General features: G+C 63.8%; 20 protein-coding genes. 13 read left to right on the top strand and 7 right to left on the bottom strand.

The genetic code is table 11. The features are described 5' to 3' along the window. Positions 1–5 precede the first annotated feature (5 nt). From R3F72_RS13925 to R3F72_RS13910, 4 genes are all read left to right on the top strand, one after another. The gene (locus R3F72_RS13925) at positions 6–347 is read left to right on the top strand and encodes a GIY-YIG nuclease family protein (protein WP_303854313.1); all 342 of its coding nucleotides are present in this window, start codon (positions 6–8) and stop codon (positions 345–347) included. 42 nt (positions 348–389) lie between these two features. Beyond that, the gene (locus R3F72_RS13920) at positions 390–1,136 is read left to right on the top strand and encodes a ParA family protein (protein WP_303854315.1); all 747 of its coding nucleotides are present in this window, start codon (positions 390–392) and stop codon (positions 1,134–1,136) included. A gap of 85 nt (positions 1,137–1,221) precedes the next feature. Then, positions 1,222–2,961 carry a VRR-NUC domain-containing protein gene (locus tag R3F72_RS13915; protein WP_332779946.1) on the top strand — a complete coding sequence of 580 codons (1,740 nt, stop codon included), beginning with the start codon at positions 1,222–1,224 and terminating at the stop codon, positions 2,959–2,961. Continuing rightward, the gene (locus tag R3F72_RS13910; RefSeq protein ID WP_332779945.1) at positions 2,958–5,306 is read left to right on the top strand and encodes an ATP-dependent DNA helicase; all 2,349 of its coding nucleotides are present in this window, start codon (positions 2,958–2,960) and stop codon (positions 5,304–5,306) included. The genes R3F72_RS13915 and R3F72_RS13910 overlap by 4 nt, the downstream gene beginning before the upstream one ends. A 365-nt stretch (positions 5,307–5,671) precedes the next feature. Here R3F72_RS13910 and R3F72_RS13905 read toward each other — a convergent pair whose 3' ends face one another. Together R3F72_RS13905 and R3F72_RS13900 are read right to left on the bottom strand one after the other, a co-directional pair. Further along, positions 5,672–7,327, bottom strand: a complete 1,656-nt coding sequence (locus tag R3F72_RS13905) for a dihydroxyacetone kinase subunit DhaK (RefSeq protein ID WP_332779944.1) — start codon at positions 7,325–7,327, stop codon at positions 5,672–5,674. Positions 7,328–7,411: 84 nt separating this feature from the next. Continuing rightward, entirely contained in the window at positions 7,412–8,710 is a 1,299-nt protein-coding gene (locus tag R3F72_RS13900) for an NAD(P)/FAD-dependent oxidoreductase (protein ID WP_332779943.1), read from the bottom strand. 349 nt (positions 8,711–9,059) lie between these two features. Between R3F72_RS13900 and R3F72_RS13895 the strand changes: the two genes are divergently transcribed. From R3F72_RS13895 to R3F72_RS13885, 3 genes are all read left to right on the top strand, one after another. Further along, entirely contained in the window at positions 9,060–9,725 is a 666-nt protein-coding gene (locus R3F72_RS13895; protein WP_303854322.1) for a phosphoglycolate phosphatase, read from the top strand. A 229-nt stretch (positions 9,726–9,954) separates the two neighbouring features. Continuing rightward, complete coding sequence (gene trpE, locus R3F72_RS13890) at positions 9,955–11,451, top strand: anthranilate synthase component I (protein WP_276232883.1); 1,497 nt, start codon at positions 9,955–9,957, stop codon at positions 11,449–11,451. A 139-nt stretch (positions 11,452–11,590) separates the two neighbouring features. Continuing rightward, complete coding sequence (locus R3F72_RS13885) at positions 11,591–12,217, top strand: TVP38/TMEM64 family protein (protein WP_332779942.1); 627 nt, start codon at positions 11,591–11,593, stop codon at positions 12,215–12,217. Between the two features lie 65 nt (positions 12,218–12,282). On the opposite strand, the gene argF is transcribed toward R3F72_RS13885, so the two are convergent. Further along, on the bottom strand, positions 12,283–13,200 hold the full coding sequence (argF, locus tag R3F72_RS13880) for an ornithine carbamoyltransferase (protein WP_332779941.1): 918 nt from the start codon (positions 13,198–13,200) through the stop codon (positions 12,283–12,285). Here argF and R3F72_RS13875 point away from each other — a divergent pair. Both R3F72_RS13875 and grxD read left to right on the top strand, forming a co-directional pair. Next, entirely contained in the window at positions 13,199–13,402 is a 204-nt protein-coding gene (locus tag R3F72_RS13875) for a hypothetical protein (protein ID WP_332779940.1), read from the top strand. The genes argF and R3F72_RS13875 overlap by 2 nt on opposite strands. A 195-nt stretch (positions 13,403–13,597) precedes the next feature. Then, complete coding sequence (gene grxD / locus R3F72_RS13870) at positions 13,598–13,942, top strand: Grx4 family monothiol glutaredoxin (protein ID WP_071230395.1); 345 nt, start codon at positions 13,598–13,600, stop codon at positions 13,940–13,942. A 62-nt stretch (positions 13,943–14,004) separates the two neighbouring features. On the opposite strand, the gene rnt is transcribed toward grxD, so the two are convergent. Continuing rightward, complete coding sequence (gene rnt / locus R3F72_RS13865; RefSeq protein WP_071230396.1) at positions 14,005–14,670, bottom strand: ribonuclease T; 666 nt, start codon at positions 14,668–14,670, stop codon at positions 14,005–14,007. A gap of 291 nt (positions 14,671–14,961) precedes the next feature. Here rnt and R3F72_RS13860 point away from each other — a divergent pair, with 291 nt between their 5' ends. The 4 genes from R3F72_RS13860 to R3F72_RS13845 all read left to right on the top strand — a co-directional run bounded on the left by R3F72_RS13860 (position 14,962) and on the right by R3F72_RS13845 (position 18,000). Then, positions 14,962–16,182: an argininosuccinate synthase gene (locus R3F72_RS13860; RefSeq protein ID WP_087718731.1), complete on the top strand. Its 1,221-nt coding sequence runs from the start codon at positions 14,962–14,964 to the stop codon at positions 16,180–16,182. 63 nt (positions 16,183–16,245) lie between these two features. Next, complete coding sequence (locus R3F72_RS13855) at positions 16,246–16,551, top strand: HlyU family transcriptional regulator (RefSeq protein ID WP_332779939.1); 306 nt, start codon at positions 16,246–16,248, stop codon at positions 16,549–16,551. 149 nt (positions 16,552–16,700) lie between these two features. After that, complete coding sequence (locus R3F72_RS13850) at positions 16,701–17,363, top strand: glutathione S-transferase family protein (RefSeq protein ID WP_332779938.1); 663 nt, start codon at positions 16,701–16,703, stop codon at positions 17,361–17,363. Between the two features lie 112 nt (positions 17,364–17,475). Continuing rightward, the gene (locus tag R3F72_RS13845) at positions 17,476–18,000 is read left to right on the top strand and encodes a DUF1161 domain-containing protein (protein WP_332779937.1); all 525 of its coding nucleotides are present in this window, start codon (positions 17,476–17,478) and stop codon (positions 17,998–18,000) included. Positions 18,001–18,048: 48 nt separating this feature from the next. Here the strand turns inward: R3F72_RS13845 and nth are convergent, their stop codons facing one another. The 3 genes from nth to R3F72_RS13830 are packed head-to-tail and all read right to left on the bottom strand — an operon-like array spanning position 18,049 to position 21,098. Continuing rightward, positions 18,049–18,687, bottom strand: a complete 639-nt coding sequence (nth, locus tag R3F72_RS13840; protein ID WP_087718735.1) for an endonuclease III — start codon at positions 18,685–18,687, stop codon at positions 18,049–18,051. Beyond that, positions 18,684–19,691 carry an RnfABCDGE type electron transport complex subunit B gene (locus R3F72_RS13835; protein ID WP_332779936.1) on the bottom strand — a complete coding sequence of 336 codons (1,008 nt, stop codon included), beginning with the start codon at positions 19,689–19,691 and terminating at the stop codon, positions 18,684–18,686. Before R3F72_RS13835 ends, nth begins: the two co-directional genes overlap by 4 nt. 54 nt (positions 19,692–19,745) lie before the next feature. Next, complete coding sequence (locus R3F72_RS13830; RefSeq protein WP_332779935.1) at positions 19,746–21,098, bottom strand: GGDEF domain-containing protein; 1,353 nt, start codon at positions 21,096–21,098, stop codon at positions 19,746–19,748. Positions 21,099–21,213: the final 115 nt, after the last annotated feature.

Below are 21,213 nucleotides of genomic sequence, written 5' to 3'. Positions count from 1 at the left end.
CCGGCGTGTCGTCGAAAAACGAGGCGGTAGCGGACGATAGCGAGCCGCGCCAGTGGTATCTCTATCTCATCGAGACCGCCAGAGGCGCGCTCTACACCGGCATTACCACCGATGTGGCCCGGCGATTCGAGCAACACTCCCGCGGCCGAGGTGCGCGGGCGCTGCGTGGCAAGGGGCCGTTGACCTTGCGGCACGCCCAGGCGGTCGGTAGTCACGGCGACGCGCTCAAGCTCGAAGCGGCGATCAAGCGGCTGAGCGCCGACGCCAAGCGGCGCTGGATCGAACGGCAGCGGCCGTCATCGTTTTGTCACCAGATTGTCATCTCTCGGGAGCCCGCGGGACCGTAGAATCTCGGGCATCATTCGATATCGACCGGGAACACTTCGATCATGAAAGTGGTGGCACTGCACAATCTCAAAGGCGGCGTCGGCAAGAGCTCGGCGGCCGTCAACCTGGCCCGCGAAGCCAATCGCGATGGCTTGCCGGTGCTGCTGTGGGATCTCGATGCGCAGGGCGCCTCGACCTGGATACTGGGAGGGGAGAACGGCTTGAGCCGCAAGGTCGGCAAGCTGCTGTCGGGCAAGTCGCCGCTGGGAGAGCAGGTTCAGCACACGCCGTGGGAGCGTTTCGATTTGCTGCCGGCGGACATGCGCCTGCGCGAACTCGATCGCATCCTGGAAGACAAGGCGGAGGGCGACAAGCATCTCAAGCGTCTGATCGCGCCGTTCAGTGAAGAGTACGCGCTGATGATTCTGGACTGCCCGCCGGGGCTTTCCACGCTGGCCGAACAGCTGATCCGCGCCGCCGATCGCATCCTGGTGCCGACCATTCCCAGCCCGCTGTCGATACAGGCATTTTCGCGCATGCTGGCGCATCTCGATCTCAAGAAGCGCCAGCGCGAGCGTATCTGCCCCTTTTTCAATCTGGTCGATCGACGGCGTCGTCTGCACCGGGAGTGGATCGAATCGCCGCCGGAAGCGATGGGGCGCACGCTGCACAGCTGGATTCCCTATTCCAGCGACGTCGAGCGAATGAGTCTCGAAAATCAACCACTGGCGGACCTGGCGCCCCGCAGCCGGGCGACCCACGCCTACCGCCGTCTGTGGCAGGAGCTCAAGGCCGAACTGGGCGAGTAGTGCCTCGACCCGTTACGGGGCTTCGAACGCCGTGGCCGCATCTGTATACTTATCCAGTATTTTTGAGTCCTACGCTGGGGACGCCATGGCGCTGCCGACGCTCGAAGACCCGCTTTATTACCTTGCCAACTTCCGCCGAGTGCTCGACTGGCTGACGTCGCGCTACGCGGATCTGCTGAGTCCCGAAGAAGTCGCTTTCATTGCCGGCTTCGAGCGCGCGCCGGAGCCTTCCCAGGCGTTGCTGGTGCGGATGGTCATGCGCAAGGGCATCGATTTCCGAGCCAGTCGCCTGGTCTACGCCGAGATCGGCGATAGCGTCGATGCTGCCGGGCCGCTGATCGAGTGCGGCTGGATCGAGGAAGATGCGCCGCTGTCGCTGGAAGCGCTGTTTTCGCTGACGACCCGAGCGGAGATCGGCATCGACATGGGCGACTGCCTGTTGGCGCTCGGCGTCGGCAGGAGCGCGGGCAAGGGTGTCTGGCTGGCGGCGCTGCAGGCGGCGTCGCCCGAACCCCGCCCGCTGGCCGAGTGGTTGCCGACGCTCGGGGATCGTCACTATCGGCTGACCGTCGACGCGATGTGCGAACGCTTCCGGCTGATGTTCTTCGGCAACCTGCGCCAGCACTGGTCCGAATTCGTGCTCTCGGAGCTGGGTGTCTACCGCTTCGAGCACGTCGAACTGGACGCTTCTTCCCGCGCCTTCTCGCGTCGCGAGGAGCTGGAGGCCTATCATCATCTGCACCGCTGCCGGGAGCGTTTCGAGGCCGACGAGTCGCTGGAATCGCTGCTGCCCGACGTGCCTCGCGTGGCGTTCGACAACGACTGGCTCGAGCGTCGCAGAGGCCGGCTGATCTACAAGCTCGCCTATCGTCTCGAACGCCAGGGCGAACTCGACCGGGCGCTGGATCTCTACGGAGGTTGCTCGGCACCGGAAGCGCGGCTGCGACGGATTCGCGTGCTCGAGGCGCAGCAGGCAACGGCGGATGCGCTGGCGCTGGCCGAACGGGCGGAAGCCGCGCCTGCCAGTGCTGCGGAAAGCCAGGCCCTGGACCGCGTGATACCGCGTCTCCGTCGCAAGCTCGGGCAGGCCGCGGAAAAGCGAATGAAGGCTTCGGATCCACCACGTATCGATCTGGTGCTGCCGCGCTCGGCCAGCGTCGAACTGGCGGTGGTCCGGCATCTCTCCCGCGCCGAGGCGCCGGTCTGCTATGTCGAGAACGTGCTCGTCAACGGGCTGTTCGGCCTGCTGTGCTGGGACGCGATCTTCGCGCCGCTGCCCGGCGCGTTCTTCCATCCATTCCATAGCGGGCCGGTGGATCTGTTCGAGGCGGATTTCCGGACCCGGCGTCGCGAGCTCATCGACACGAGCCTGGCGGCGCTCGAGCGGGGTGACCATGCCGAGATCATTCGTCATCGATACCGCGACAAGTGGGGCATCCAGTCACCGTTCGTGTTCTGGGAAGCGCTGGACGAGCGGGTGCTGGAACTGGCGCTGCACTGCATTCCTGCGCGGCATCTCCGGCTCTGGTTCGAGCGTCTGCTCGACGATGTTCGCGCCAATCGTGCCGGGATGCCGGATCTGATCCAGTTCTGGCCGGAAGGCGATCATGCTTCGCAAGGTGGGCGCGGCTCCGCCGAGCCGGCTTATCGCATGATCGAAGTAAAGGGGCCTGGCGACCGCCTGCAGGACAATCAGAAACGCTGGCTGCAGTTCTGTGCCCGTCACGACATGCCGGTCAGCGTCTGCTACGTCACCTGGGCGGCCTGCGACGGCGAGACGGTAGATGCGGGCGACGCCGGCACCACGGCGGGAGCGCTTTCTTGAGCTATCGGATCGCCGTCCGCGCGCTGTGCGAATTCGCGGCCAAGCGCGGCGATCTCGATCTGCGCTTCACGCCGTCGCCTTCGGCACAGGAAGGTATCGCCGGTCATCAACTCGTCGGAGAGCGGCGGGGCGAGCGCTACGAACGGGAGATCGCCTTGAGTGGCGCCTATCGCCACCTCGAGGTACGCGGCCGTGCCGATGGCTACGACCCCGACGCCAATCGGCTGGAAGAGATAAAGACGCATCGTGGCGATCTTTCCCGGCAGCCGGCCAACCAGCGGGCGCTGCACTGGGCGCAGGCCAAGGTCTACGGCCACCTGCTGTGCACCGAACGCGGGCTGGATCAGTTGACGGTGACGCTCGTCTATTTCGATATCGTCAGTCAGCGCGAAACGCCCTTGAGCGAGCGCTGCTCGGCCGAGGCGTTGCGCGCCGAGTTCGACGCTCACTGTCAGGCGTTTCTGGCCTGGGCACAGCAGGAACTGGCCCATCGGCGACGGCGCGATCGTGCATTGCAGGCGCTGCGGTTTCCTTATGCCGGGTTTCGCGAGGGTCAGCGTCCGCTGGCGGAGTCCGTCTACAAGGCGATTCATACCCGGCGCTGGCTGATGCTGCAGGCGCCTACCGGCATCGGCAAGACGCTGGGCACATTGTTTCCGATGCTCAAGGCGATGCCGGGCGAGCCGCTGGACAAGATCTTCTTTCTGACGGCGCGCAACACCGGCCAGCGCCTGGCTCTCGACGCGCTGCGCACCCTGGGCGTCGGGCAGCGGCACTGCGAGACTCCGGAACCGGATCACCTCGAACCGGACGATTCCAGGTCGGGCGATAGCCGGTTGGGTGACGTCCAGGCCGTCCCGCTGCGCGTGCTGACGCTAACGTCCCGCGACAAGAGTTGCGAGCATCCCGACAAGGCGTGTCACGGCGAATCCTGCCCGCTGGCGGCGGGTTTCTACGATCGCCTGCCCGCCGCGCGCAAGGCGGCGGTCGAACGCGGCTGGCTCGATCGCGCCGCCCTGCGGGAGACCGCGCTCGCCCACGAGATCTGCCCTTACTATCTGGGCCAGGAAATGGCGCGCTGGGCCGATGTCGTCATCGGCGACGTCAACTACTGGTTCGATTTCCACGCCATGCTCTACGCGCTGAGCCAGCAGCAGCAATGGCGGGTCGGTCTGCTCGTCGACGAGGCCCATAACCTGGTCGAACGCGGGCGCGGCATGTACAGCGCGACGCTCGATCATGCGGCGTTTCGGCGCCTGAAGCCGACCCTGCCTGCTCCGCTCAAGCGGCCATTCTCGCGGGTGGCGTCCGCGTGGCGCGCGCTGGCGGACGACAGCGAATCGGACTATCGGGTTCTGGAGACACTGCCGGGCAAGCTGATCGGCGCGCTACAGCAGGCCGTTTCACAGGTGGTCGAGTATCAGAGCGAACAGCCGATCGCGCTCGACAGCGAGCTGCAGCGCTTCGCTTTCGATGCTCAGCACTTCTGTCGGGTCGCCGATGTCTTCGGCGAGCACTCGATCTGCGACGTGTCGCGGCAGGCGCCGCGGGGGCGGCAGCGCCAGGCTGGCGCCCGGGTGACGCTGCGCAACGTGGTGCCCGCACCTTTCCTGATGCCGCGCTTTGCCGCCGCGCAAGGCGGTACGCTGTTTTCCGCCACGCTGGTGCCGGAAGCCTACTACCGTGATCTGCTGGGCGTGCCCGACGATGCGCCCTGGATGTCGCTGGCCTCGCCGTTTCAGGATTCGCAGCTCGAGGTTCGCATCGCCGCGCGGCTGTCGACGCGTTATGCCGACCGCGAGGCATCGCTAACGCCGCTGGCGGATCGCATCGCCGCTCGGTTCCACGCCCGGCGCGGCAACTATCTGGCGTTCTTTTCCAGCTTCGCCTACCTGGAGCGGGTCGCCGACCGGCTGGCCGAGCGTCATCCCGAGGTTCCCAGCTGGCGCCAGGCATCGCGCATGAACGATGACGCCCGCGAGGCGTTTCTGGGGCGTTTCGAGGCGAACGGGGAAGGCGTGGGATTTGCCGTGCTGGGCGGTATTTTCGGCGAAGGTATCGATCTGCCCGGCGACCGCCTGATCGGCGCCTTCGTGGCGACACTGGGGCTGCCTCAGGTCAATCCTGTCAACGAGCAGATGCGAGCGCGTCTGCAGGCGCTTTACGGCCACGGCTACGATTACGCCTACTTCTTTCCCGGCATGCAGAAGGTGGTGCAGGCGGCGGGACGGGTGATCCGATCCGGCACCGACGAAGGCGTCATTCATCTGCTGGACGATCGCTTCGCGAAGCGGGAAACGCAGGCGCTGCTGCCGGCGTGGTGGCCCAAGCCGATCACGGACTAGGTGCGAAAAGGGGAGAGGAGCTGAAGGGCCGCCTCTCTATTTGGCAAAGTGCCACATTCCGGCTTTTTCAGCTTACGACTGTTCGAGCATCGACGACCGTTCCGCTCGTGATTGCGAGGGGGCTTAACGCTCGCCCCCTCGCGCTCCCCCTCTTGATTGACGCCGCTGGTCCGCGAAACCCTGAAAGACGATGGCCTGCGCTTCGGGTCGGCGCGCAAGGACATCCCTGTCCGGGCGCGCCTCTTGTGACATCCATGTCACAAGACCCGGCTTGCCCCTCGTCTTTCAGCGCGGCCCCGGAGGCGTCGAGGTGGCCGATTCAAGTGGACATGGCGTAGGTCTTTTCGGTAGCGCTGTCCTACGATCTACGAGACCGAATGGCTTAGTGCCTCGAATACCCGCGCGACAGCCTCGGCACCAGGATCGACGACACCCTTGAGCGCGCTTTCCGGCACGTAGGCGGAGCGGCCGGCGTTGGCGCGGGTCAGGCTGGCGGTGGCCTGGGCGCCGTCGCGAGCGGCCTGCGCAGCCTGGGTAAGCGACTCGCCACGCTGCAACGATTCGATGGCGGGGATCAGGGCGTCGAGCATGGTGCGATCGCCGGGCCTGGCACCGCCGTAGGCCTGCATTTTCTCCACGCCGTCAGCCAGTGCCTCGTCGAGTTTGCCGCGGCGATCCAGCGAGCCGGCGGCAGCGGTGAACAGGATCGACAGCAGCACGCCGCTGGAGCCGCCCATGTCCCGCGACAGCAACTGGCCGATGCCCGCGAACAGTAGCGGTAGGGCGGCGGTGTTCAGGCGTTTGGCTTCGAGCGCCCTGGCGATCGAATCAGCGCCGCTTTGCATGCTGGCGCCGGCGTCGCCATCGCCGCTCCTGGCATCCAGGGCATCGAGTTCTTCACGTGCCTGGCGCAGGGTATCGATGATCCGCTCGAGCGTCGCGACGGTGTCGGCATCCTGCGGCGCGTCCTCGGCCAGCGCTCCGTGATCCTGATGGGTGTCCGGCGAGAAGTGCGGGGGCGCCTGAGTTGCGCGCAGCCCGGGCCAGCCTGGCGCTGTCGTCGGTGCCGACAGCGCCGTGACGATATCGTCATCCGCCGGCAGCAGGGTGAGCGAAAAGCCGTGCATGTCCAGTGAGGTCATCAGCGGCGCCGGGCCAATCAGGTGCGCGATCTGCTCGACGCCCAACTGGCGCAGCAGGCTGGCGGCCAGCACGCCCATTTCCTGGGTGGAGCAACTGCCCAGATTGTTGAGCATCGCGATCCAGGGGTCGGTGAGCTTGCGGTCGGACAGCGTGTTGTGCAGGGGATCCAGAACCAGGGTCATGGCCTCGTCGGCACTCTTCGGATCGACCTGGCGCGTGCCGGTCTCGTTATGAATGCCCAGGCCCAGTTCCGGCGAGCGGTCGGCGGCGGGCTGGCCCGGCTGTGCCGCTGCACTCAGCGCCATGCCCAGTGATCCCATGCGCCGACACAGTACTTCGGCACGTTCGCGGATGGCATCGAGGGGTGTCTCCTGGCTTGCCAGGTAGCCGGCCAGCTTGTGGACCAACACGGTGCCGGCGATGCCGCGCGGCTGCGGCGCGTTCTCGATGGCGATATCGTCGGCGACGATTACCATGGCGACATTCAGGCCCTCGCTGCGGGCGCGCTCGGCGGCAAGGCCGAAATTGAGTCGGTCGCCGGTGTAGTTCTTGACCACCAGCAGGCACCCGGCCTCGCCGCAGACCTCGCGAATGGCGGCCAGTACCGCCTCCACGCTGGGGGAGGCGAACAGGCTGCCGGAGATGGCACCGGTCAGCATGCCTTCGCCGATATAACCGGCGTGGGCCGGCTCGTGACCGGCGCCACCGCCGGAGAGCACCGCGACCTGGCGGCGCCCCTGTTCCTTTTTGTCCCAGTCCCGACGGATCAGTATGCGCAGGCCGCTGTCCGGTTCGGCGATACGCAGCGGGGCGGTCGCCGCCGTCGTCCGCAGAATCTCGTCGACGACATCGCCGGGGGCATTGTAGAAACGTTCCATGTGATCTCTCCGCTGACGTTTCGAGTTCGCTGGCTATCGTGTTGGGTGGCGCTTCGCGTTCACGGCGTTCAGTGCAGCTGTTGCTCAGTGCAACTTCATCTTCGGCCGCAGGTAGCGGTTGAGGCCGTCGACGATGACGGTCATGCCGGTCTTGAGAATGCCGTGAATGGCCATCTGATGCATACGGTAGAGGGAAGCGTAGAACAGCTTGGCCAGTCTGCCCTCGATGAACAGGCTTCGCGCCGACGCGCCGCGCATGAGGCTGCCGACCGCCTCGAAGTGCGCCAGCGAGATCAGCGAGCCTCGATCGTGATAGACGAAGGGCTTCAGCGGTTTGCCATCCATGGCCGCACGCAGGTTATGGTAGCAATGGGTCGCCTGCTGATGCGCGGCCTGGGCGCGAGGAGGAACGCGCTTGTCGTCGGGCTGAGGGCAGGAGGCGCAGTCGCCGAACGCGAAGATGCGCTCGTCGTCCAGGCTCTGCAGTGTCTGGTTGACCTTGATCTGATGATTGCGCTCGGTGGCGAGCCCCAGTTCCGACAGGAATTCGGGCGCCCGGATGCCCGCTGCCCAGACGCTCAGGTCCGTCTCCAGCGGTTCGCCGTCGGCGGTGATGAAGCCGTTGGCGTTGGCTTCTGTCACGCGCGTATCGACATGGATCTTGACGCCGAGCCGTTCGAGCTCGCCGTGCACGGCGCGGCTGATGCGCTCGGGCAGGGCGGGCAGAATGCGCGGCGCGGCCTCGATCAGGTGCACCTCGAGCTTGCCGCTGTCCATGGCCGTGAAGCCGTAGCTGTGCAGCATGCGTGACGCGCCGAAGAGTTCGGCGGCCAGTTCGACGCCGGTGGCGCCCGCCCCGACCAGGCCGACGGTCAGCTTGGGATGCGTCCGGCGCTCCGGGTCGCTGTAGCGCAGGAAGGTATTGAGCATGTTGCGCCGGAAGCTCTCCGCCTGCTGCGGGCTGTCGATGAAGTGGCAGTGTCTGGCGACGCCGGGCGTGCCGAAGTCGTTGGAGACGCTGCCGACGGAAAGCACCAGGTAGTCGTACTCGATCTGGCGCGCGGGCAGCACGACCGCATCGTCCTGGTCATGGATCGGCTCGAGGGTAATGGTCCGATTGTCGCGGTCGATGGCACTCAGGGTGCCGCGCTGGAAACGATAGCCGTGGCTCTTCGAGTGCCCCTGATAGGAGACCTCATCGAGCCCAGAATCGAGCGTGCCGGTGGCGATCTCGTGCAGCAGCGGTTTCCAGATGTGGGTCGGGTTGCGATCCACGAGGACGATGTCGGCACGCTGACGCTTGCCGAGCTTGCGACCCAGTCGGGTTGCCAGCTCGAGCCCGCCCGCGCCGCCACCGACCACGACGATGCGTGGTGTGGTCATGGGAAGCTCCAATGTGAGAATCAGAAAGGGAATGGCGAGAAAGAAACGAGAAAAATCGGGGGTGTCGAAGCGAGTCACGGTAAGGCAAGGCGGGGTCCTGAATGATCGCCAGGCCAGTGACCGACATGGACGACATGAAATAGACGCAGCGATAGCCGAGCAGTGACGATATCGGGCTGTGGAACTGCGCATTCACGGAAGTCGATACCCGTCGATTCGACGAAAGATGCAGTCAAGGATACGCCGATCACTGGCGCTTGGCATCCGCGGGTTGCGTAAACTTACCGGCTTTTGGGTAAGCTAAAGGTCGTAATTCCGACGCTCCGGCGCTACAGACAAGGACGCATTCATGCACGCTTTGCTTCAGGACATTCGCCTGGTGGCCTTCGATCTCGATGGCACATTGATCGATTCCGTCCCCGATCTTGCGGCAGCGGTGGACGCCATGCTCGTCGAGCTGGGCATGGTGGCGGTGGGCGAAGCGAAGGTTCGCGACTGGGTCGGGAACGGTTCCCGCAAGCTGGTCGAGCGGGCGCTGGAGAACGTCCTCGAGCGAATGCCCGAAGCGGCGCTGCTGGAAGCGGCTCACGACGCTTTCCTGCGTCATTACCATGCCGCACCCTGCGAGCGGACCCGCGTTTACCCCGGCGTCCGGGAAGCGCTCGATGCGCTGGAAAGCCGTTCGATCATCCTGACGCTGATCACCAACAAGCCGGCGGCGTTCATCGATCCGATTCTCGAAGCGCTGGAACTGCGCCACTATTTCCGCACGACGCTGGGCGGCGACTCGCTGCCGGAGAAGAAGCCTCATCCGGCGCCGCTGCTGCATCTGGCGGCGCGTTACGATATTGATCCCGCTCGGTGCCTGATGGTGGGGGATTCGCGCCATGACGTGGAAGCCGGAAAGCGCGCCGGCTTCCGCACGCTGGCCGTTCCCTACGGTTACAATCATGGCGAGCCGGTGGTCTCGAGCGAACCGGATGGCGTGGTTGAATCACTGAGGGAACTCGTTTAGGGTTTCCGGGACGGCGCCAGGGCGGTTATGGCGCCGGTTTCAGGCAGCTCCCCCGTTTTTCCCGTTACCCCTTTCGACCGAGCTTTGACATGCGACCGGATACCCAACGCCTTTTCAGCCCCTGCGTCTCGATGCGCCCGGCCAAGCGATGGCGATGGTGATTATCAGTCGTTACCGACGCAGCCGCTCTCACGATTGCTGATTTTCACTGCTGGAGCCCGGTCCCATGATGACCCCCGATCGCTTTGCCGAGCTGGCGCAAGCCGGCTACAACCGTATTCCGGTCACCCGCGAGGTGCTGGCCGATCTCGATACGCCGCTCTCCACCTATCTCAAGCTCGCTGACGCCCCCTGGACCTTTCTGCTCGAGTCGGTACAGGGCGGAGAGAAGTGGGGCCGCTATTCGATCATCGGCCTGCCAAGCCGGGAACGCATCGAAGTGCGCGGCTTCACCGTGCGCCATATCGTCGATGGCGAGCAGCAGGGCGCCAGCGAAGTCGAAGATCCGCTGGCGTGGATCGAGCGGTTCCAGTCTCGATTCAAGGTCCCGGATCTCGACGACCAGCCGCGCTTCGACGGCGGTCTCGTAGGCTACTTCGGCTACGACACCATTCGCTATATCGAGCCCAAGCTGCGCACTGCGCTGGCCGCCGAGAAACCCGATCCCATCGGCGTGCCGGACATCCTGCTGATGGTGTGCGACGATCTGGTCGTCTTCGACAACCTCTCCGGCCGTCTGCAGCTGTGGACCCACGCCGATCCGGAAACGCCTCACGCCTACGATAATGCGGTGGAGCGGCTCGAGACGCTGGAACTGAAACTGCGCAGCGCGACCTTCAATACGCTGAGTCCGGGAACCGGGCGGGCGGATGTCGCCGAAGACGACTTTCATGCCAGTTTCAGCGAGCAGGGCTACAAGGACGCGGTCGCCAAGATCAAGGAGTACGTGCTGTCCGGGGACGTCATGCAGTGCGTGCCTTCCCAGCGCATGTCGATCCCGTATCAGGCGCCGCCGCTGGATCTCTATCGCGCGCTGCGCAGTCTCAACCCGTCGCCCTACATGTTCTTCCTCAATCTCGAGGATCATCACGTGATCGGCTCCTCCCCGGAGATCCTGACGCGGCTGGAGGGTGGCGAGGTGACCGTGCGGCCGATCGCCGGCACGCGGCCGCGTGGTGCGACGCCGGAGCAGGACAAGGCGCTGGAGGAGGAGCTGCTGGCCGATCCCAAGGAGATCGCCGAGCATCTGATGCTGATCGATCTGGGGCGTAACGACATCGGTCGCATCAGCCAGGTCGGGACCGTCGAACTCACCGACAAGATGGCGATCGAGCGCTACTCCCATGTCATGCACATCGTCTCCAACGTCACCGGCAAGCTGCGCGAAGGCATGTCGGCAATGGACGTACTGCGCGCCACCTTCCCGGCGGGGACGCTCTCCGGCGCGCCCAAGATCCGGGCGCTGGAGATTATCGACGAACTCGAACCGGTCAAGCGCGGCGTCTATTCCGGTGCGGTCGGGTATCTCTCCTGGCACGGCAACATGGACATGGCGATCGCGATTCGCACGGCGGTGCTGAAGGATGGCGAGCTCCACGTGCAGGCCGGTGGCGGCATCGTCGCCGACTCGGATCCCGACGACGAATGGCACGAGACGCTCAACAAGCGCCGCGCGCTGTTTCGCGCCGTCGCCATGGCCGAAAAAGGGCTCGATAACCTGGAATAGGCATCGGTTCGGCCGGGCTGTCATCATCCGGTCACGGTGATCGGTTTAGATCGGGGGCATGCGACACGCTGCCCCCGATCGATTTCATGCCGACTCTATCCTATTGCCGAGGCGCGCTCGCCTGCGGCGGCGGTGGATCGTGTTCCTCACCCTGGTGTTGCTCGTTGCAGGTCTCGTTGGCTGGGGCGGTGTTCCGCGGGAAGTGCTCAAGACGCTGCATCCGTTGGCGCTGTTGATCGCCATGGCGGGCTTGCCGGCGCTGGGAATTCCGATGACGCCTTTCTACATTCTCGCCGGATTGCGCTTTGGCGTGCCGGGCGGGCTGATGTTCTCGGCAGTGGCAACGCTGCTCAACCTGTTGCTCTGCTACACGATCGCCAGGGGCCAACTGCGGCCGGTTCTCCGCGCCTCCATCGAGCGGCGTTTTCCGGCGCTGGCAGGACTGGACGATGCGCGCCAAAATGCCTGGCGCGTCACGTTCCTGATCAAGCTCGTTCCCGGTGTCCCGATGTTTCTCAAGCACTATGCGCTGGGAATTGCCGGCGTCCCGCTGTCGATCTACCTGAGCGTTGCCTTGTTGACCACCGGCCCTTACGGCGTAGCCTTCGTGGTGCTGGGGCAATCCGCGCTGACCGGGGATATCGGTCAGGCGCTGATCGCGGCCGGGCTACTGGCGCTCATCGTGACGGCGGTGAACATCGGGCTAGGTCGCCGGGCACGGCGCCAGTCGCGCAGGGAGCCGAGTCTCGAGGCGGGGTTTGAGTAGAGCGGAAAGAAGAAGGCCGCGAACCTGTCTCGGATCGCGGCCCATTGCGCTTCGCCCGGCAACCGTCAGTCGACCTGACCCAGCAGCAGAAATTCGATCAGTGCCTTCTGTGCGTGGAGCCGGTTGCCGGCTTCCTGCCAGACCACGGCGCGGGGATCGTCGAGCAGCGTCGTGCTGATCTCTTCGCCTCGGTGCGCCGGCAGGCAGTGGAGGAAGATCGTATCGTCTGAGGCCTGATCCAGCAGCGCTTCGGTGACCTGGAAGCCGGCGAAATCCCGCTCTCGCTTGGCCTGCTCTTCCTCCTGCCCCATCGAGGCCCAGACGTCCGTGGTCACCAGATCGGCGCCGCGAACCGCTTCGGCCGGGTCGCGTACGATGACGGCGTGCTCACCGGCGGCGTCGAGGATGTCCTGACGCGGCTCGTAGCCCTCGGGGCAGCAGATGCGCAGCTGGAAATCGAACTGGCGCGCGGCGTTGATCCACGAATGGCACATGTTGTTGCCGTCACCCACCCACACGGCGGTCTTGCCCTTGACCGGCCCGCGGCATTCGGTCCAGGTCATCACGTCGGCCAGCAGTTGGCAGGGGTGATAGTCGTCGGTGAGGGCGTTGATTACCGGGACCGAGCTGGCAGCGGCGAACTCCTCGAGGCCGGCATGGGAGAAGGTCCGGATCATTACTGCATCGACCATTTCCGACAGCACCCGGGCCGTGTCGCCGATCGGCTCGCCGCGCCCGAGCTGGGTATCGCGCGATGACAAGAACAGCGCATGGCCGCCGAACTGCGCCATCGCGGTCTCGAACGATACACGCGTTCGCGTCGAAGACTTCTCGAAGATCATCGCCAGCGTGCGATTGCTGAACGGCGTGTAGGTCGGGCCGTTCGTCTTCAGGCGGTTCTTGATCGTGATACCGCGCTGAATCAGATAGTCGAGCTCCTCGGCGGAGAGATCCAGCAGGGTCAGAAAATGGCGTGCGCTCATGAGCGAATTCCTGTCGTGGCTTTGGCACAAGGCATGCGGCAATATCCAGGCGCGCCGCACGGCGAAATCGAGATCGTCGGCCGCAATCGCAGGCTATCCACGCGGTCGACTCGGAAAACAACGAAAAAAGCGCCGCGTCCCAAACGCTTGCGAAGGCGTCTGGCGAGACGGCGCCGTGATCGGCCAGTTGTGCGTTTTCTAAAGCCTTGGCCGATCCGTGCGAAAGCCAATCATCCTAACCAGCCCCCGCGGGCGGCGCAACGGCATAAGGGAAGCTTCACCAGGCAACGGGGGTGTTTTCAGCCGGTGTCATCAGTAGAATGGAGGCACGGTCATTCACACTCGCGTACACGCGAAGAGTCGATATCGGTCTTCTCTTCCCGCTATAGGACGTCTCATGAGCGATACCATCGAAGCGATCAAGCAGCAGATCAGTGACAACGCCATTCTGCTCTACATGAAAGGATCGCCCCAGTTGCCGCAGTGCGGTTTCTCAGCGCAAGCGGTTCAGGCGCTGATGGCTTGCGGCGAGAAGTTTGCATTCGTCAATATCCTGGATAACCCGGACATCCGTGCCGAGCTGCCGAAGTACGCCAGCTGGCCGACGTTCCCCCAGCTTTGGATCGAAGGCGAGCTGGTCGGCGGCTGCGATATCATCGTCGAGATGTATCAGAACGGTGAGCTGGAGCCCATGGTCAAGGCGGCTGCAGCCAAGGCGGCCGAGGCCTCCAGCGATAGCTGAGCCAGATTGCAGCATCGTCAACGAAACGCCCCGTCACGACGGGGCGCTTTTCGTTCCGTCGTTCAGATGTCGTCGAATCCCTGTTCCTTCATGGCGAGATTCCAGCCGCCGAGATCCTTGAAGCGGTTGATGATGGCGCAGAAGAGTTCGGCCGTGCGCTCGGTGTCGTAACTCGCCGAGTGCGCCGAGGAGTTGTCGAAGTCGATCCCGGCAGCCTGACAGGCCCGCGCCAGTACGGTCTGTCCATACGCCAGCGCCGAGAGCGTGGCGGTATCGAAACTGGAAAACGGGTGGAAGGGATTGCGCTTGATATTGCAGCGATTGACCGCGGCGTTGAGGAAGCCCTGGTCGAAGGAGGCATTGTGGCCGACCAGGATCGCGCGCGTGCAGTCGTGGGACTTGATGGTCTTGCGAATCGGCTTGAAGATGCCATCCAGGGCTTCGCGCTCGCTCACCGCGATCTGCTTGCGGAAGGCGCTGGATGGGTCGATGCCGGTAAAGTCCAGGGCCGACTGTTCGATGTTGGCGCCTTCGAAGGGCTCGACGTGGAAGGCGATCGTATCGAGCGGCAGCAGATTACCCTGTTCGTCCATCGTCAGCGGCACGGCGGCGATTTCCAGTAGGGCGTCCGTGGCCGAATTGAATCCGCCGGTCTCGATATCTACCACCACCGGGAGATACCCGCGAAAACGCTGCGCCATCAGCTCCCTCGTGCTGGCGTCCGACATGCAATGACTCCCGTTCCCTTGATGCAAGGATGATGAACTCGTGATGAATGTCGCCGGCTCGACAGGAGCGGATACGCGCGGCGCACCGCATCGTGATCGGGTACCGCTCCGGGCTGGCAACCGCGTAGAGTCTAGCAGTTTCGGCCATTGGCGTCCCGCCGCTCGGTGTTACCCGCCGGCCCGGGGCGTTATAATCCACTTTATGTTTGGTCATAGACTGTGCCCGGTCGAAGACCGCCGTATGCCAACGAAACCTTGTCCATCAAGGCAATTTTGCTAAGGAGCTGTCGCATGTCCGATGTCAAGAAGGTCGTCCTCGCCTATTCCGGCGGCCTTGACACTTCCGTGATCGTGAAGTGGCTGCAGGAAACCTATGCTTGCGAAGTGGTTACCTTCACCGCCGATATCGGCCAGGGCGAAGAGGTCGAACCGGCGCGAGCCAAGGCGCAGGCACTCGGGGTCAAGGAGATCTACATCGAGGACCTGCGAGAAGAGTTCGTGCGTGACTACGTCTATCCGATGTTTCGCGCCAACACGATCTACGAGGGCGAGTATCTGCTCGGGACTTCCATCGCCCGGCCGTTGATCGCCAAGCGCCTGATCGAGATCGCCAACGAAACCGGCGCCGATGCCATTTCCCACGGTGCCACCGGCAAGGGCAACGATCAGGTTCGCTTCGAACTGGGCGCCTACGCGCTGAAGCCGGGCGTCAAGGTCATCGCCCCGTGGCGGGAGTGGGATCTCAACTCCCGCGAGAAGCTGATGGCCTACTGCGAGGAGAACGACATTCCGGTCGACTTCTCCAAGAGCAAGAAGAAGTCGCCGTACTCGATGGATGCCAACCTGCTGCACATCTCCTATGAGGGCGGCATTCTCGAGGATCCGTGGGCCGAAGCCGAAGAGGACATGTGGCGCTGGAGCGTTTCTCCGGAGGCCGCGCCGGACGAGCCGACCTATATCGAGCTCACCTACGAGAAGGGCGATATCGTCGCGATCGATGGCGAATCCCTGAAGCCTCACGAAGTGCTGGCCAAGCTCAACAAGCTGGGCGGCGACAACGGCATCGGCCGTCTCGATATCGTCGAGAACCGCTACGTCGGCATGAAGTCGCGCGGCTGTTACGAGACGCCGGGAGGCACCATCATGCTGCGCGCCCATCGGGCGATCGAGTCGATCACGCTGGACCGCGAAGCGGCACATCTAAAAGACGAACTGATGCCGAAGTACGCCAAGACGATCTACAACGGCTACTGGTGGAGTCCGGAGCGTCGCATGCTGCAGGCCGCGATCGACGAGACGCAGACGTTCGTCAACGGTGTCGTGCGCATGAAGCTCTACAAGGGCAGCGCCGTGGTCGTGGGTCGTCAATCCGAGCAGTCGCTGTTCGACGAGTCGATCGCCACGTTCGAAGACGACGCCGGCGCCTACGACCAGAAAGATGCCGAAGGCTTCATCAAGCTCAACGCACTGCGCCTGCGCATTGCGGCGGGCAAGGGCCGCTCCGCCAACTGAGCATCAGCGGCCGCAGCTCTTGGAGAGTCACCCTCTATCAGAGCGCGGCCGCGGGAGGAACGCATGCTGAAGAAGTTGTTTTCCGGATGGCTGGGCGGCGGTGATGCCAAGCCCGCTGCGCCGAAGAAAGAGCGGGAACCGGTCGAGTACAAGGGGTTCCTGATCGTCCCCGACCCCCAGGACGCCGGGGGACAGCATCGGGTCAGCGGCTGGATTCGCAAGCCCGTCGAAGGCGGGGAAACACGGGAGCGTCGCTTCGAGCGTTCCGATGTGGTGCCCGGCGAAGACGCCTGTGTCGAACTGACGATCGCCAAGAGTCAGCGTTACATCGATGATGTCGGCGACGAGATGTTCGACCAGCAGCATTGAGAGCGATCGAAACGTTCTCGACGACGGCGCCATTACGGCGCCGTTTTTGCGAATGGCGATGTCAACGATAACTTCCTATGGTTAGTGGACCCCGGATCGAAAAGCGGGGGGATTGGAAGCGTTCGAATCGCCGGCAAGGAAGCCAGCCCATGATCACCGTGCATCATCTCGAAAACTCCCGCTCGCAGCGAATTCTCTGGTTGCTCGAAGAGTTGGGAATCGAGTATGAAATTCAAACGTATTGCCGGGATCCCGAAACCCTGTTGGCGCCCGATGCGCTGAAGAAGGTCCATCCATTGGGCAAGTCGCCAGTGATCACCGACGATGCCCATACGGTGGCGGAATCCGGCGCGATCATCGAATATCTCGTTGCTCGCTACGGTGGCGAAGCCCTGGTCCCGGATGCGGGGACGCCAGAGCATCTGCGCTATATTCATTGGCTCCACTATGCCGAAGGTTCGGCGATGCCGCTGCTGGTGATGAGGCTGGTGTTCTCGAGACTGGGGAGGCCGCCGGTGCCCGCCATCCTTCGTCCGGTCGGCAAGTTGCTGGCTAATGGGGTTCATCGAAAATTTCTCGATCCGCAGCTTCGCCAGCATCTCGATTACTGGGAAAGCGAACTGCGGCAGACTGCCTGGTTCGCGGGGGACGACTTCAGCGCGGCGGACATCCAGATGAGCTTTCCGCTACTGGCTGCGGAAAGTCGTGCCGATTTGTTACATTATCCCAACATTCGGCAAGTGCTACAGAATATGCGCGATCGCTCGGCCTATCGGCGCGCGATCGAGAAGGGAGGGGAGTTCCGGTTGTGAGGTGTCTCGGTAGCGGATTATCGAGGCGGGTCACGCGTGGCTTGGTATCGCTCGCGCGAGAATTGGCAAGACGGCTCGCCAATCTCGCGACGCAATGGGTTGAGGAGTTTCTATGCGTGTCTGTCGCTGGAAAATGGCTATGGTGGCGGGTTTGGGTAGTGTCGGTCTAGCGTCATCTCTCGCCTGGGCGCAGACCCAGCCGGGGGATTCCCGGTTCGACGAGCAGCCGGAAACCCGCCTGGCCTGCGAGCGCCTGAAGGCGCAGATCGATCAGACGATCCGAGATAATGGCGCGCGGCATTTTCTGCTCGAGATCGTCGATAATGCCCAGGTGGAAAACGATATCGTCAGGGAAGGCGAACGCTTTGCCGGTGCCGAAGTCGTGGGAAGCTGTGACGGTGGCACACGTAAAGTCGTCTACAGTCGCGACGGCGCGACGGAAATGCGTGTCGAGACACCGCAAGAGAAAACAGCGACATCCAGCCATGTCGATGCATCAAACAGCACTGACGGGGGCGACGGTAGCCATTTACCGGAAACCGCGCCCGCCGCGCCGGAATCCAGCGGTGAAGATGCGGTGCCGACGCGGAAGCGGGCGGATGAAGAGACCGCGCAGGAGCCCGAATCCAGCCCCTGATTTCCTGCTTCCTGAGTGCCCGATCGTTATCGTCTGATCTGACCCCTGTCAGGCGATATCGATCTTGTCGGGGTATTCACAGAGATCCTCTATCACGCAGCTCCCGCAGCGTGGCTTGCGTGCCAGGCAAGTATAGCGCCCGTGCAGAATCAGCCAGTGATGGGCGTCCTTCAGATAGTCGCGAGGCACGAAACGCATCAGTTTCTGCTCGACTTCCAGCACGTTCTTGCCCTTGGCGATCCGCGTCCGGTTGGCGACGCGAAAGATATGCGTATCGACCGCCATGGTCAGCTCGCCGAACGCCGTGTTCAGAATGACGTTGGCAGTCTTGCGGCCGACGCCGGGGAGCGCCTCCAGCCCTTCCCGTGTGCGTGGAATGTCCCCGTCGTACTGATCGACCAGGATATGGCAGGTCTTCATCAGGTTCTCGGCCTTGGTGTTGTAGAGGCCGATGGTCTTGATGTGATCTTTCAGACCGTCGATGCCGAGATCGATGATCGCCTGCGGGGTATTCGCCACCGGAAACAACTTCGCCGTCGCCTTGTTGACGCCCACATCCGTCGCCTGCGCCGACAGTAATACCGCTGCCAGCAGCTCGAAGGGCGTCGACCAGTTCAACTCGGTGGTCGGATTTGGGTTGTTGGCCTTGAGGCGGGCAAAAATCTGTTCTCGCTTGGTGGCGTTCATGACGTCGTTCCGTGGTCGTCGCCAGCGCTGTCGGCAGGCGAAGTGGCCGGGGGTTGGTAGGCAAGGGAAAGAAGCCGCTCCGACTCGCGAATCTTTTCCTGCGCCTGCGCGACGCCGGCCTGATCGCCCTGACGCTGGAAATGGGCGAGTTCCTGACGCGCCTTGCGCATCGCCTGCTCTGCCGCTGCCACCGCAATATGCCGATGAGCGGGAGTGGCGCTTTCGCGAGGCGATGACGCCGACTCGAGCTGGCAATCGATGGCAGCGAGCTGGTCGTCGAATCCGGCCAGTCGCTCGAGCAGGGCCAGACGCTGGGTCTCGTCGGCCTTGTCCAACTGCCGCTGCAGGCGCTTCCGGCGAGCCGTGAGCGTCGCTCTCTGCGCTTTCAGTACCGTGGCGTCGACCGCGGCGTGCTGCGATTGCGTCTCGGTCGGGGATTCGGCCGGTGCGCGCGCCGCGGCAGCACGGCGTTCCCGCCGGCGACGCTTCTCTTCGGCCTTGACTGCCAGTCGGCGCTTGCGCGCCTCGAAGCGTTGGCGGCCGTTCCCGGCACGCCAGTCGAGATAGCGCTGCTGCTCGACCTCGTTTTCGGCTCCGGCCCACTGCGGGTGTTCGACGAGATCGATACAGTCGACCGGGCAAGGCGCAACGCAGAGCTCGCAGCCGGTGCACTCGGACTCGATCACCGTGTGCATCTGTTTGGCGGCGCCGAGTATGGCGTCGACGGGGCAGGCCTGGATGCACTTGGTGCAGCCGATGCATTCGGCTTCGCGGATGACGGCCAGTAGCGGCGTCTGCGCGGGCTCGATCAGTTCGAGAGGCGGTTGGCCGGTCAGCTTCGCCAGCCGGTCTCGTGTGACCTCGCCGCCGGGCGGGCAACGGTTGATCGCCTCGCCCTCGACGATCGCTTCTGCGTAGGGGCGGCAGCCATCATGGCCACACTTGCCGCACTGGGTCTGCGGCAGTTCGGCATCGATGCGTTCGGCGGTAATCGTGGTGGCCATGTTGTTTCCGAAACGTCGGGACAAGCGGTGGCTCCCGGTTCAAAGAGGCCGGCATTATAAACGCTCCTCCGCATGGCTTCGAGAAGCCTTTCCGAGATCGCATTCGATCCGGTTGCGGCCTCGCTGTTTGGCGCGGTAGAGCGCGGCATCGCATCGTGCCATCAGTGTCGCCGGAGAGAGCTCGTCGATGGCGCAGATCGCCGCGCCCACGCTGACCGTGACAATACCCAGGCGGGACTTGTCGTTCGGCAATTTCATCTGCGCGACCGCGCTGCACAACGCGTCAGCAAGTTGCGCGACGCGGCTGGGCGAGGTGCCCGGCAGGATGACGGCGAACTCTTCGCCGCCAACGCGTGCAAGAAGCGACCGATCGCCTGCCTGCTGGCGCACGGTTCGCTGGAGACACTTGGCCAGGCGGGTCAGGCAGCGGTCGCCTGCCGGATGGCCGTAGAAATCGTTGTAATTCTTGAAGTAGTCGATATCGAGCAGTATGCCAGCGACCGGTACGGGGGGCTGCGACGCATCCATCAAGCCATTCAATCGTTCATCGAACAGTCGGCGATTGGCCAATCCCGTCAAATGGTCCGTCTGTGATAGGTTGAGCAGTTGGGACGTCCGGTGTCGCTGATGCTGGATCAGATGCAGGAACTCACGCGACAGCGCGCCGATTTCATCCTGGCGATGCTGAAGCCGTTCCGGCAGCTCGGCCTGCGTGGCGTCCTGCTTGGCCTGTTGGGTAAAGGTCGCGAGCTGGCGGAGCGGGCGCAATACCACGATTTCCAGCAGTAACAGAACGAGTGCGATGACCGTCAGCAGGAGGCCGGCTGTCCACCACTGCGCGTAACGAACGGTGGCCATGCGCTCCAGAAAGGCATCTCGCGGCAAATAGGTGCTCAGCAGGGTGGGCGCATCTCGAGGATTGAGCGATAGCGTTTTCGTGACGTGGATGCGTCCATCCCCGGTGGGGGTGATTTGTAGTTCGGGTGGCACTTCGGCAGGCGGTAAGGGCAGGACATCGACTTCCCGACCCGTCTGCATCGCCATTCGCGCTTGCCATTGGTCATCGAGGAACTGGATCTGGACAAGCCAGCCCTGCATCGGGCCACTCTCGTCCGTGCGGAAAATGGGATGAATGGCCGCGTAATATAGCCGGCTCCCTTGGCGCTCCAGATGCGTGCTGGCGTGCTGATTAGCCGATCCGAGTAGTGGCCTCAGCTTGTCGGCATAAGATTTTGCCCAGGCGCAGGCATCGCTTTGACCAGGGCAGGAATCGTATCGATCGCTGGCCGGGTCGATGCCGGCGACCCAGCGAAGATTGGCTTGCCGATCGAAGAACAGCATGAACTGGTAATCGAGATCCTCGAACATGTTGCGGCTGAAGTTGGAGGCTGCGTAAGGCGGTCTCAAGTTCCAAGCGCAACGCTATTGAAGGGTGCTCGGTCCAGCGACCGATTTCTTGAGCACCTCGGCGTAGACTTCCAGCGGCGTGCGCCAGTCGAGCGTCTTGCGCGGCCGCGTGTTC

Source organism: Salinicola sp. 4072, assembly GCF_036663415.1.
Classification (GTDB): Bacteria; Pseudomonadota; Gammaproteobacteria; order Pseudomonadales; family Halomonadaceae; genus Salinicola; species Salinicola salarius_A.
Note: the sequence above shows the minus strand (reverse complement) of the source record. Positions and strands in the feature narration are given on the sequence as shown.